10 protein-coding genes are annotated in these 12,919 nt (G+C 71.4%); all 10 read right to left on the reverse strand.

All coding sequences use genetic code 11. The features are described 5' to 3' along the window. Positions 1 to 2 precede the first annotated feature (2 nt). The 10 genes from ftsZ to ACJX2R_RS16135 all read right to left on the reverse strand — a co-directional run bounded on the left by ftsZ (position 3) and on the right by ACJX2R_RS16135 (position 12,915). Entirely contained in the window at positions 3 to 1,241 is a 1,239-nt protein-coding gene (gene ftsZ / locus ACJX2R_RS16090; RefSeq protein ID WP_262701409.1) for a cell division protein FtsZ, read from the reverse strand. A gap of 277 nt (positions 1,242 to 1,518) precedes the next feature. After that, a complete protein-coding gene (locus ACJX2R_RS16095; RefSeq protein WP_413100661.1) occupies positions 1,519 to 2,316 on the reverse strand; it encodes a cell division protein FtsQ/DivIB in 798 nt (265 codons plus the stop codon). A 13-nt stretch (positions 2,317 to 2,329) separates the two neighbouring features. Beyond that, complete coding sequence (murG, locus tag ACJX2R_RS16100; RefSeq protein WP_262701411.1) at positions 2,330 to 3,424, reverse strand: undecaprenyldiphospho-muramoylpentapeptide beta-N-acetylglucosaminyltransferase; 1,095 nt, start codon at positions 3,422 to 3,424, stop codon at positions 2,330 to 2,332. Between the two features lie 6 nt (positions 3,425 to 3,430). Further along, positions 3,431 to 4,882, reverse strand: coding sequence for a putative lipid II flippase FtsW (ftsW, locus tag ACJX2R_RS16105; RefSeq protein ID WP_413100662.1), 1,452 nt, complete (start codon positions 4,880 to 4,882; stop codon positions 3,431 to 3,433). A 54-nt stretch (positions 4,883 to 4,936) separates the two neighbouring features. Continuing rightward, the gene (gene murD, locus ACJX2R_RS16110) at positions 4,937 to 6,388 is read right to left on the reverse strand and encodes a UDP-N-acetylmuramoyl-L-alanine--D-glutamate ligase (protein ID WP_413100663.1); all 1,452 of its coding nucleotides are present in this window, start codon (positions 6,386 to 6,388) and stop codon (positions 4,937 to 4,939) included. Next, positions 6,385 to 7,452: a phospho-N-acetylmuramoyl-pentapeptide-transferase gene (gene mraY / locus ACJX2R_RS16115; protein WP_413100664.1), complete on the reverse strand. Its 1,068-nt coding sequence runs from the start codon at positions 7,450 to 7,452 to the stop codon at positions 6,385 to 6,387. Before mraY ends, murD begins: the two co-directional genes overlap by 4 nt. Before the next feature lie 62 nt (positions 7,453 to 7,514). After that, positions 7,515 to 8,948, reverse strand: a complete 1,434-nt coding sequence (locus ACJX2R_RS16120) for a UDP-N-acetylmuramoyl-tripeptide--D-alanyl-D-alanine ligase (protein ID WP_413100665.1) — start codon at positions 8,946 to 8,948, stop codon at positions 7,515 to 7,517. Between the two features lie 62 nt (positions 8,949 to 9,010). Then, a complete protein-coding gene (locus ACJX2R_RS16125) occupies positions 9,011 to 10,771 on the reverse strand; it encodes a UDP-N-acetylmuramoyl-L-alanyl-D-glutamate--2,6-diaminopimelate ligase (RefSeq protein WP_371106042.1) in 1,761 nt (586 codons plus the stop codon). Between the two features lie 12 nt (positions 10,772 to 10,783). Continuing rightward, complete coding sequence (locus ACJX2R_RS16130) at positions 10,784 to 12,766, reverse strand: peptidoglycan D,D-transpeptidase FtsI family protein (RefSeq protein WP_413100666.1); 1,983 nt, start codon at positions 12,764 to 12,766, stop codon at positions 10,784 to 10,786. Beyond that, positions 12,763 to 12,915 (reverse strand): hypothetical protein, encoded by a 153-nt coding sequence (locus ACJX2R_RS16135; RefSeq protein WP_413100667.1) that lies wholly within the window; start codon positions 12,913 to 12,915, stop codon positions 12,763 to 12,765. The genes ACJX2R_RS16130 and ACJX2R_RS16135 overlap by 4 nt, the downstream gene beginning before the upstream one ends. Positions 12,916 to 12,919 lie beyond the last annotated feature (4 nt).

A 12,919-nucleotide genomic window follows, 5' to 3' on the forward strand; every position in this document is an offset into this window, starting at 1 on the left:
GCTCACTTCAGGAAGTCCGGGACGTCCAGCTCCTCGGCCTGGCTCTCCGGGTAGGGGCGAGCCGGGGGGACCTGGGGGTGCGGGGTGGGCACCGGCGGCGGCACCTCGGCGACCGGGGCCGGGTCCGCCGGGGCGGGCTCCTCCTCGCGCGGGGTGACGCTGCCGAGCCCGCCGAAGGACGGGCGGCTGCCGGTGTCCTGGCCGGCCGGGCGGTTCGAGGAGCTGCCGGATCCCTCTTCGCGGCCGCCACCGCTGTAGGAGCCGAGCACCTTGTCGCGGTTCTTCGCGGGCGGCTGACCGCCGTCGAAGCCCGCCGCGATCACGGTGACCCGGACCTCGTCGCCGAGCGCGTCGTCGATCACCGCGCCGAAGATGATGTTGGCCTCGGGGTGGGCGGCCTCGCTCACCAGCTGGGCGGCCTCGTTGATCTCGAACAGACCGAGGTCCGAGCCGCCGGAGATGGAGAGCAGCACGCCCCGGGCGCCGTCGATGGACGCCTCCAGCAGCGGCGAGGAGATCGCCATCTCGGCCGCGGCCACCGCGCGGTCGTCGCCGCGGGCCGAGCCGATGCCCATGAGCGCCGATCCGGCCTCCGACATCACGGACTTGACGTCCGCGAAGTCGAGGTTGATCAGACCCGGGGTGGTGATCAGGTCGGTGATGCCCTGAACACCCGACAGCAGCACCTGGTCGGCCGACTTGAACGCGTCGAGCACGCTCACCTGACGGTCCGAAATGGACAGCAGCCGGTCGTTCGGGATCACGATGAGCGTGTCGACCTCGTCCCGCAGACCCGCGATACCGTCCTCCGCCTGATTGGCACGGCGGCGGCCCTCGAAGGTGAACGGACGGGTGACCACACCGATCGTCAGTGCGCCCAGCGAGCGGGCGATGTTCGCGACCACCGGGGCACCGCCGGTGCCCGTGCCGCCGCCCTCACCCGCCGTCACGAAGACCATGTCGGCCCCCTTGAGGACCTCCTCGATCTCCTCGCGGTGGTCCTCGGCCGCCTTACGGCCGACATCGGGGTTGGCGCCGGCTCCCAGGCCCCGGGTGAGCTCGCGACCGACGTCCAGCTTGACGTCCGCGTCACTCATCAGCAGGGCCTGCGCATCGGTGTTGATCGCGATGAACTCGACGCCCTTGAGCCCGACCTCGATCATCCGGTTGATGGCATTCACGCCACCGCCGCCGATGCCGACGACCTTGATGACTGCGAGGTAGTTCTGCGGTGCTGCCACGTCGAAGGCCTCTCGCCTCGAGTTACGTGTCGCCACCCCGCTGTTGCCGCGGTGCGCCGACTGATGCCGAATGGGACGGTTCCGATTGCCGACCCCAACCCTAACGCTGAAGTTTAGGGTTACCAGTGCCTCTGTTTCCCGGACTCTTCGGAACAGGACACTAAGTCGACAAGTGTCGCGCGTTCAATGAACACGCCGAACCTCCCGCTTTTCTTTTCACCCTATGTGATCACCCAGCGGGCTAGCCAACCAGGGTGCTGGCCTGCCGCTATCCACGTCAACTGCGAGACACCGCGGGGGCACTCGGCGCTTGGACATCGAAGTGGTCGGCGTCCGGCCGCGCTTTCATCAGGGCGGTGAGCGCCTTCGCCTTCGCCTCGCCGCGCTCTCCGCTCCCCCAGGCGATGGTACGGCCCCCGGTCAGCTCCAGGGTGATCGAATCGTACGAGCGGACCCGGAGGGAACGGGTGTCCTGGCGGACCTTCTCGGGGAGTTGGGTGACCACCCGGACCGCCTCGCGACGCAGTCGGGTCGGGCCGAAATGGCGCGAACTCGGCGACCGATCCGACTCCATTTCCAGCAGCGGAACCCCCTTCGGGCGCTTGCTCAGCGTGGAGAACCGGACTCCCGTGGCGTCCACTTCGTGGAACTTCCCGTCCTCTTCGACAATGGCTTCGGGCCTGCGTTCCGTCACCACCAGACTGACGGTGTGCGGCCATGACCGGGATACGTCCACTTTCGCAATCCGCTTCAGCCGCTCGCGCACACGGTGTTCGATCGCTCCGCCGTCCACCGCCACCAGCGGGGTGTTCAGGGATACATCGGCGGCGTCGCGCACCTCGTCGGCGGTGAGGACGGTGGTGCCGGCGACCCGCACCCGCTCGGCCCGCAGCCAGCTCGAGCCGTAGAGCAGCCACACGGCCCCGGCGCCGAGCAGGGTCACCGCCACCGCCGTCACCAGCAGGGTGCGGCGGCGGGGCGGCCGGAGCCTGCGGCGGACCCGGAGGAGGCGTGGGGGCGGGCCGGACGGAGTCGTCCCTCGTGCGCCGCGCTCGGCGGTCGACGGTCCGGCCACGCTCCCTGCCTCCTCACGCCTGGCGGCGTGCGCTGATCGCCTCGTACACCATGCCGACCAGCAGCTCGTCGGCGTCCCTGCGGCCGAACTCGGCGGCGCGCCGGGACATCTCGTACAGCCGGTGCGGGTCGCCGAGCACCGGCAGCACATTGCTCTGCACCCACTCGGGGCTCAGCTCGGCGTCGTCGACCAGCAGCCCGCCGCCCGCCTTGACCAGCGGCTGGGCGTTGAGCCGCTGCTCGCCGTTGCCGATCGGCAGCGGGACGTAGGCGGCGGGGAGCCCGACGGCGGACAGTTCGGCGACGGTCATCGCGCCCGCGCGGCAGAGCATCATGTCGGCCGCGGCGTACGCGAGGTCCATACGGTCCACATACGGTACCGGGATATAGGGCGGCATTCCGGGCATGTTGTCAACATGCGGCAATTCGTTCTTCGGGCCGACCGCGTGGAGCACCTGGATCCCGGCGCGCTGGAGGAACGGCGCCACCGTCTGGACCACCTCGTTCAGCCGTCGCGCGCCCTGCGAGCCGCCGGAGACCAGCAGCGTCGGCAGGTTCTGGTCGAGCCCGAAGGCCGCGCGGGCCTCGGGGCGGACCGCGGCCCGGTCGAGGGTGGCGATGGAGCGGCGCAGCGGGATGCCCACATAGCGGGAGTTGCGGAGCTTGCTGTCCGGGGTGGAGACCGCCACGAAGTGGGCGTACCGGGAGCCGATCTTGTTGGCGAGGCCGGGGCGGGCGTTGGCCTCGTGGACGACGATCGGCACGCCGAGCCGCTTGGCGGCCAGGTAGCCGGGCAGGGCCACATAGCCGCCGAAGCCGACGACGCAGTCGGCCTTGGTGCGCTCCAGGATCTGCTCGGCGGCCTTGATGGTGCCGCGCAGCCGCCCGGGGACGGTGATCAGTTCGGGGGTGGGCTTGCGCGGCAGCGGTACGGCCGGGATGAGCCCGAGCTCATAGCCGCGCTCCGGTACGAGCCGGGTCTCGAGCCCGCGCTCCGTGCCGAGCGCCGTGATCCCCACGGTCGGGTCCTGCCTGCGCAGGGCGTCCGCGAGGGCGAGCGCGGGCTCGATGTGGCCGGCGGTCCCCCCACCGGCGAGTACGACATGCACCGAAATTCACCGCTCTCCGGACGGCCGCCTCTTGACGGGCCGTCTCATCGTCTTCCGTCTCACCCGAGCCAGCTTCTTCCGCAAAGCAGGCTGCCGCATGGCCAGCGCCGCCCGCGCACCGGGCTCTGCCCGTGCGAAGGCGATCAGCAGGCCGACGGCGAACATGGTCGGCAGCAGGGCGGACCCTCCGTAGGAGAACAGCGGGAGCGGAACACCCGCGATCGGCAGCAGACCCAGCACCGCGCCGATGTTGACCACGGCCTGGGCCGTGATCCAGGTGGTCACGCCTCCCGCGGCGTACCTCACGAAGGGGTCCTCCGTGCGTCCGGCCACGCGGATACCCGCATAGCCTAGAGCCGCGAAGAGAACGAGAACGGACAGCGTCCCCGCCAGACCGAGTTCCTCCCCGGTAATGGCGAAGATGAAGTCAGTATGCGGTTCGGGCAGTTCGCCCCATTTCTCCATACTTGCCCCGAGCCCTGAGCCGAACCATCCGCCGTTGGCGAGCGCGTAGATCCCGTGCACCGCCTGCCAGCACTGATCGTGCGCACCGGGCTCGGTGGCGCCGATACAGGCGAGCCGGGACATCCGGTTGGCGCTGGTCTTGATGAGCAGCATGCCGATGACCCCGGCGAAGGCGAGGACGCCCACGAAGAGCCGGGTGGGGGCGCCGGCCAGCCACAGCAGGCCGAAAAGGATCGCCGTGAGGATGATCGCGGTACCCATGTCCCCGCCCAGCATGATCAGGCCGAGGAGCATACCGGTCGCGGGCACCAGCGGGACCAGCAGGTGCTTCCACTGGGCCAGCAGCCGCTTGTCCTGTTTGCGGGCGAGAAGATCGGCGCCCCACAGGACCAGCGCGAGCTTGCCGAACTCACTGGGCTGGAGCAGGAACGGGCCGCCGAAGGAGATCCAGTTCTGGTTGCCGTTGACCGCGATGCCCATGCCCGGGACCTGCACCAGACACATCAGGAAGACCGAGACCGCGAGCAGTGGATAGGCGAAGGCGCGGTGCAGTTTGATGGGCATCCGCACGGCGAGCAGCATCAGCGCGCCGCCGAGCGCGGCGGCGAAGAGCTGTTTGCGGAAGAAGTACGACGGTGAGAGCCCGGACTGGAGCGCCTTGATCTGGGAGGCCGAGTAGACCATGACCAGCCCGAGCACCAGGATCAGCAGCGAGCCGCCGAGCAGCAGGTAGTACGCGGTCAGCGGCCGGTCCCAGGCCCGCCTGACACGCTGCTGAAGCCCGCGCAGGGCTTCAGGGACGCTCACCCTCGACGGGCGGCGCGGAGGCCGGGTGGCGCCCGCCGTACCGCGCGGACGGGCCGGTGACGCCGCCCGGCCCTTGCCCCGTACGGCCTCCCGCAGCCGCGGGGCACCGCCCGAGCGCGGCACCGGGCGGCCGGTGCCGGGGCGGGCCGTCCGGGAGCGCGGGGCGGCGGGCTGGTCGGGCGTCATGTCGTATCCCCTCCGGTTTCCCCGCGCGGGCGGTCCTCGCGGGGGACCGGCGGGCTACTGATCGTCCGGGACCCGGCCGGAGGCCAGGTCATGAACGGCCGCGGCGAAGGCGTCGCCCCGCTTGTTGTAGTTGGTGAACATGTCCATCGAGGCACAGGCCGGGGCCATCAGGACGGTATCGCCCGGCCGGGCGAGCCGCGCCGCTTCGCGCACAGCCGCAGCCATCGCCCCAGTGTCGGTCCGGTCGAGGTCCACGACCGGGACATCTGCTGCGTGTCGCGCGAGCGCTTCCCGGATCAGGGCGCGGTCGGCGCCGATCAGCACCACGCCGCGCAGCCGCTTGGCCGCCGTAAGGACGAGCTCGTCGAAGGTGGCCCCCTTGGCGAGGCCGCCCGCGATCCACACGATGTGCTCATAGGCGCCCAACGACGCCTCCGCGGCATGGGTGTTGGTCGCCTTGGAGTCGTCGACGTAGGCCACGCCGTCGACGTCCGCCACATGCTCCACCCGGTGCGGGTCGGGCCGGAAGGCGCGCAGACCGTCCCGTACGGCCGTCGGCGGGACGCCGTAGGCGCGGGCCAGGGCGGCCGCCGCGAGGGCGTTGGCGATGTTGTGCGGGGCCGGCGGGTTCACGTCGGAGACCTCGGCGAGCTCCTGCGCCTGCTTCTGCCGGTCCGGCACGAAGGCCCGGTCGACGAGGATGTCCTCCACGACGCCGAGCTGGGAGGGGCCCGGGGTGCCGAGGGTGAAGCCGATCGCCCGGCAGCCCTCCTCGACGTCGGCCGCGCGCACCAGGTCCTCGGTGGCGGGGTCGGCCACGTTGTAGACGCAGGCCACCTGGTTGCCCTCGTAGATCCGGCCCTTGTCGGCCGCGTAGGCCGCCATGGAGCCGTGCCAGTCCAGGTGGTCGGGGGCGAGGTTGAGCACCGCCCCGGAGTGGGCGCGCAGCGAGGGCGCCCAGTGCAGCTGATAGCTGGAGAGCTCGACGGCCAGCACGTCGTACGGCTCGTCGCCCAGCACGATGTCCAGGAGCGAGACGCCGATGTTGCCGACGGCGGCGGTGCGCAGCCCGGCCGCCTCCAGGATGGCCGCCAGCATCCTTACGGTGGTCGTCTTGCCGTTGGTGCCGGTGACCGCGAGCCAGGGCGGGGCGTCCTTCCCGCGCAGCCGCCACGCCAGCTCCACATCGCCCCAGACGGGCACGCCCGCCTCGGCGGCGGCCAGGAAGAGCGGGCTGGTGGGCTTCCAGCCGGGGGTGGTCACGATCAGCTCGGTGCCGTCGGGAAGAGTCGCCCCGTCGCCGAGGCGGACCGTGATGCCCAGTGGCTCCAGCTCGGCCGCCTGGGCGCGCTGCGGTTCGCCGTCGCTGCCGTTGACCACGGTCACCGAGGCCCCGAGGCCCCGCAGCGCACGCGCTGCGGGGACCCCGGAGACGCCGAGTCCGGCGACGGTGACCTGCCGTCCGGCGAGGTCGGACACGTCGAGGGAGGCGGCGCCCGACGTCACGAGGCCCGCCACCCCGCGTAGAAGAGGCCGAGGCCGACGATCACGCACATGCCCTGGATGATCCAGAACCGGACCACCACAAGGACTTCGCTCCACCCCTTGAGTTCGAAGTGGTGCTGGAGCGGTGCCATCCGGAAGACCCGTCGCCGGGTGAGCCGGAAGGAGCCGACCTGGATGACCACGGACAGGGTGATCAGGACGAAGAGACCGCCGAGGACGGCCATCAGCAGCTCGGTGCGGGAGCAGATGGCCAGGCCCGCGAGCGCGCCGCCGAGGGCGAGGGAGCCGGTGTCGCCCATGAAGATCTTGGCGGGCGAGGTGTTCCACCACAGGAAGCCGAAGCAGGCGCCCATCAGTGCGGAGGCGACGACCGCGAGGTCGAGCGGGTCGCGCACCTCGAAACAGGACGAGGGGTTGGTGAGGGTCAACGCGTTGGCGCAGGACTCCTGGTACTGCCAGACGCCGATGAAGGTGTAGGCGCCGAAGACCATCACGGAGGCGCCGGTGGCCAGACCGTCGAGGCCATCGGTGAGGTTCACGCCGTTCGACATCGCGAGGATCATGAACAGCGCCCAGATCGCGAAGATCACCGGGCCGAAGGACCAGCCGAAGTCCTGGACGAAGGACAGCCGGTCGGAGGCCGGGGTCTGCTGGCGCGAGTCGGCGAAGTTCAGGGCGAGGATCGCGAAGGCGACGCCGACGATCAGCTGGCCGGCCATCTTGGCCTTGGCCCGCAGGCCCAGGCTGCGCTGCTTGACGATCTTGATGTAGTCGTCCAGGAAGCCGACCAGGCCCATCCCCGCGAACAGGAAGAGCACCAGCACCCCGGAGAAGGTCGGCTGGCTGCCCGTGAGCACCTTGGTCACGGCGTAGGCGATCAGCGTGGCCAGGATGAAGGAGATGCCGCCCATGGTGGGCGTGCCCTTCTTGCTGCCGTGCGTCCGCGGGCCGTCGTCCCGGATGAACTGGCCGTAGCCCTTCCGGGCCAGCAGTTTGATCAGCAGCGGGGTGCCGATCAGGGTCAGGAAGAGACCGATGGCTCCCGAGAAGAGGACCTGCCTCATGGCGGGTACGTGGTCTTCCGCCCCCGCGGCGATCGCTTCAGCGAAGAGGGTATGCCCCATGCTCATCGGCCGGCGACCTCACCCTCACTGTCGAGCAGCGCCTGCGCGAGCGCCTCCAGGCCGACCGACCGGGACGCCTTCACCAACACGACGTCCCCCGGTCGCAGCTCGCTGCGCAGCAGATCGACCGCTGCCCGCACGTCGGACACGTGCACCGACTCCTCACCCCACGAACCCTCGTTCTTGGCGCCCATGTCCAGCCAGGCGGCCTCCTGGCCGCCGACCGCCACGAGCTTGCTGACGTTGAGCCGGACGGCCAGCCGCCCGACCGCGTCGTGCTCGGCCAGTGACTCCTCGCCCAGCTCGGCCATCGGGCCGAGCACCGCCCACGTGCGACGCCCCGGTGTGACAGCGCCCATGGCGACCAGCGCGCGCAGCGCTGCTCGCATGGACTCGGGGTTCGCGTTGTAGGCGTCGTTGACGACCGTCACGCCGTCCGAGCGCTCGGTGACCTCCATCCGCCAGCGGGAGAGCTGCCCCGCCTCGGAGAGCGCCACGGCGATCTCGTCGACGGACATGCCCAACTCATGGGCGACGGCGGCCGCGGCGAGCGCGTTCGACACGTGGTGCTCACCGTACAGGCGCATGGTCACTTCGCTGCACCCGGTAGGGGTTTGAAGCGTGAAGGCGGGGCGGCCGCCGTCGGCGAGCCGGACATTCCCGGCGCGCACATCGGCGTCCTCGGCCTCGCCGAACAGGACGGTACGGGCCTTGGTGCGCGACGCCATGGCGCGCACGAAGGGATCGTCGGCGTTGAGCACCGCCACCCCGCCCTCCACGGCGGACGGCAGGGACTCCACGAGCTCGCCCTTGGCCTCGGCGATCTGCTCCCGGCCGCCGAACTCCCCGATATGGGCGGTGCCGACGTTGAGCACGAGTCCGATACGGGGTGGGGTGAGAGTGGCCAGATACCGGATGTGGCCCTTACCGCGGGCGCCCATCTCCAGCACCAGGTGCTGGGTGGCCTCGTCGGCGCTGAGCGCGGCCACAGGCAGCCCGATTTCGTTGTTGAAGTTGCCCGGCGTCCATACGGTGGGGCCGCGGCGCTGGAGCAGCTGGGCGATGAGGTCCTTGGTGCTCGTCTTGCCGGCGGAGCCGGTGAGGGCGACCACGGTGGTGCCCAGGCGCTCCACGACGGCGCGCGCGAGCGCTCCCATGGCGGCGATGACGTCGGGGACGACGATCGCCGGTACGGGGGCGTCCGGGGTGCCGACGGGGCGGGCGGCCAGGACCGCCGCGGCGCCCGCCTCGACCGCGCCCCTGGCGAAGTCGTGGCCGTCCACGCGCTCCCCGGGGAGCGCGGCGAAGAGGCTGCCGGGCCGCACCTCACGGGAGTCGATCACGACAGGGCCCGTGACCTTCAGGTCCGGGTCCGGTATGTCGTGCGGCTGTCCACCGACTAGGCCGGCGATCTCGGCGAGGGACAGTACGATCACTGATCACCTCCGGCCGTGCGGGAGAGCTGCCTGGAGGGTGCTGGTGCGCGCATGGCGGTCTGTCATCCCTGGTCGTGTAGGTGTTTGTCCCGGTGCTGTGGGCTCGCCCCGGGGCGCGTGGCATCGCGCCTGTGGGCTCGCTCACTGAGCTCGATGGCTTCGCGGAGTACCTGGCGGTCGTCGAAGGCCCGGATCACGCCCGCGATGTCCTGGCCCAGCTCGTGGCCCTTGCCCGCCACGATGACGGTGTCACCCGGTTCGGCGCGGGCGACGGCGGCCGCGATGGCGTTGGCCCGGTCCTCCTCGACCAGCACATCACCGCGCTCGTGGGCCGGCACCTCGGCGGCGCCCGCGAGCATGGCGGCGAGGATCGCGAGCGGGTCCTCGGAGCGGGGGTTGTCGGAGGTGAGGACGGCCGTGTCGGCGTACCGGGCCACCGCGGCGCCCATGGGGCCGCGCTTGAGCCGGTCGCGGTCGCCACCGCAGCCGAGGACGGCGTGCAGCCTGCCGTCGGTCACCTTGCGGAGGGCACGCAGCACCGACTCCACGGCGTCGGTCTTGTGGGCGTAGTCGACGACCGCGAGGTAGGGCTGGCCCACGTCGACCCGCTCCAGCCGGCCCGGTACGCCGGGGACGGCGGCGACGCCGTCGGCGGCGGTCTGCGGGTCGATCCCGGCGACGGCGAGCGCGACCACGGCGGCGAGCGCGTTGGCCACGTTGAAGGGGCCCGGGAGGGGCGCGGCGGCCCGTACGGACTCACCATTCGGGCCGACGGCGGTGAAGGTCGAGCCGAGCGGGCCCACCTCGACGTCCGCGGCGCGCCAGTGGGCGTCGGGGTGGCCCTCGGCGGAGAAGGTGGTGACGGGCACCTCGGACTGCTCGATCAGGCGGCGGCCGTACTCGTCGTCGTAGTTGATCACTCCGAGGCGGCTGCGGGCCTTGGTGAACAGCTGGGCCTTGGCCTGGAAGTAGTCCTCCATACCGGAGTGGAACTCCATGTGCTCCGGGCTGAGGTTGTTGAACACCGCGACGTCGAAGACGCAGCCGTCGACGCGGCCGAGGACCAGGGCGTGGCTGGAGACCTCCATGACGACCGAGCGGACCTCGCGCTCCCGCATCACCGCGAACAGGGCCTGGAGGTCGGTGGCCTCGGGGGTGGTGCGCTCGGACTTGATGCGCTCGTCGCCGATCCGCATCTCCACGGTGCCGATGAGACCCGTAAGGCCGCCGTCGTGCTTCGCGGCGGCCTTGAGGCCGCCCTCGATGAGATACGCGGTCGTGGTCTTGCCGGAGGTGCCGGTGATGCCGATCTGGAGCAGGTCGTGACCCGGCTCGCCGTAGATCGTGGCGGCCAGCGCGCCCATCCGGCCGCGCGGGTTGTCCACCGCGAGGACCGGCAGGCCGGTGGCGGCGGCGCGCTCGGCGCCGGCCGGGTCGGTCAGCACCGCGACCGCGCCGAGGTCGGCGGCCTGGGCGGCGAAGTCCGCGCCGTGGAGGCGGGCACCGGCCAGCGCGGCGTACACATCGCCGGGGCGCACGGCCCGCGAGTCATGGGTGATCCCGGTGGCCGCGGCCCCTTCCGAGGCTGCGGGGGTTTCGACGCCCAGCTGATCCGCCAGCTCCGCCAGCGGGATCGGGCGGACCTGGAGGGGACGGGGCGCTCCCGGGTATTCCACAGAAACGTCCTTCTGAGGGGTTTGGGACTGATCAGCGTGGGGCACGGCGGTGAGCGTACCCGGGACACCCGCTCCCCCGCGAAATGAGGCGGCGGTGCGGGGCCGTACCGGACCGTGGTTCCCGGGGTCCGGCGTGATCGTCATCACTGCTGGGCCCGCTCACTGGCCCGGGTTGTAGCTCACCGGGAGCCGTTTGGGCTGCTTCCCGGAGGGCGGGACCTGCAAGGCCTTGAGGCCGAACTCCATGACCTTCTTGTAGACCGGTCCGCAGACCTGACCGCCGAAGTAGCTGCCCTTGGTCGGGTTCTGAACGGCACAGTAGACCGTCAGCCGAGGTTTGTCGGCCGGGGCGAAGCCGGCGAAGGACGCGGTGTAGCCGCGGTAGCGGCCGGTCTTGGGGTCCACCCGGTTGGAGGTGCCGGTCTTGCCCGCGACAAGATAGCCCGGGATCTTCGCCTTGGCGCCGGTGCCCTGCTCATCGTCGACGACCGACTCCAGCATCTCGGCGAGCGTCTTCGCGGTCTCCTTACTGACGACACGGGTCTTCTTGGGGGCGGGCGCCGCGGTGAAGTCGCCGCCGGGCCCCCTGGCGCCGCGGACGAGGGTGGGCGCGATGCGCTCGCCCCCGTTGGCGATGGTGGAGTACACCGAGGCCGCCTGGATGGCGTTGAGCGAAAGCCCCTGGCCGAAGGGGATGGTGTACTGCTGCGAGGCGCTCCAGTCCTGCGGCTTGGCCAGGATGCCCGGGGTCTCGCCGGGGAAGCCGAGCCCGGTGGGCCGGCCGATCCCGAACTTGCGCAGGTAGGAGTAGAGGATCTGGTTCTTCTCCCGCTTGGTCTTGGCCAGCTGCTCGGTGGCGAGGATCGTGCCGATGTTGCTGGACTTGGCGAGCACGCCGTTGAGCGTGAGGTACCAGGTCGAATGGTCGATGTCGTCGGCGAAGGCCCGGTCGGCGCGCGGCAGCCGGTTGGGGACCACCACATGGGTGTCCCAGCGCGCCACGCCCTCCTGGAGGACGGCGGCCATGGACATCAGCTTGCTGACGCTGCCGGGCTCGTAGGCGTCGGAGACCGCGGCGTTGCCCAGGGCGTCGGCGTCCGTGGTGGTGATGTCGTTGGGGTCGAAGCCGGGGGCGTTGGCCATGGCCAGGAGCTGTCCGGTGCGGGTGTCCTGGACGATGACGTAGCCGCGGTCGGCCCCGGACTTGCGCACCTGGTCGGCGATGGCGCTCTGGGCGGCCCACTGGATGTCCCGGTCGATGGTCAGCTCGTAGTCGCTGCCGGGGACCGCGGGCTGCTCCCTGACGTCGCCGGTGGGCACCTGGTGGCCGCCGGACTGGGCGTAGACGCGCTTGCCGTCCTTGCCCGCGAGCTTCTTGTCGAGCTGCTGCTCGAGCCCGGCGGAGCCGCGTCCGTCGGCGTCCACGAATCCCAGTATCCCGGCGGCGAGGTCCCCGTTCGGATAGACCCGCTTGCTGTGCGCCTCGCGGTTGACCCCGGCCAGGACATTGGTGCCCTTGCCCTTGGCCGCCGCGTCGTCCAGGGCGCTCTTCAGGTCCTTGATCTGGTTCCAGACCTGCGGGGACTGCTGCCGGGCGAGCACGACGTACTGCGACCTGGGGTTGTCGGTGAGCTTCTTCTCCAGGTCCGCCTGGTCCTTGCCGAGGATGGGCGCGAGCAGGGCCGCGGCCTGGCGGGGCGCGTCGTGGGTCTTGGCCGTCTTGGGGGTGAGGAGGTCGGGGGCGGCGGTGATGTCGTAGGCGTCCACCGTGGTCGCCAGGTCGACGCCGTTGCGGTCGGTGATGGAGCCGCGCTCGGCGGACAGCTTCACCGGGATGTAGCGGTTGACGTTGGCCTTGGCCGCGTAGGCGCTGGCGTCGACGGCCTGCACCTGGAGCAGCCGTACGACGAAGACCAGCATGACGAGGGTGAGGCCGAGGCTGATCAGCCGCAGCCGGGGGCGCGGGCTGCCCAGCCGCAGTTGCTGGGGGGCGCCGGGGCGGGGGCGCGGGGCCGGACGGCCGGAAGGTTTTCCGGGGCGGTCGACGGGGCGCCGCGCCGACTCCTGGCGCGGGCGGCGGTCGCCGCGCGGACCGGCCGGGCCGGGCACCCCGCGGCGGCGGGGGTCCTGGGGCGCGCTCACGCGACGGCCGCCTTCGGGTCGGTGACCGCCTTCGGCTCGTCGGCCGTCCTCGGATCAGTGGCCGTCCTCAGGTCGGTGGCCGTCCACCGGGCGTGGGCGGGCGTCCGCGCGGGCGGGGTGGGCTGGGCGCAGGCTGGGGATCGCGTCACCGTG

Origin of the sequence: Streptomyces sp. Inha503 (genome assembly GCF_047215865.1) — a bacterium.
GTDB classification, from domain to species: Bacteria; Actinomycetota; Actinomycetes; order Streptomycetales; family Streptomycetaceae; genus Streptomyces; species Streptomyces lycopersici.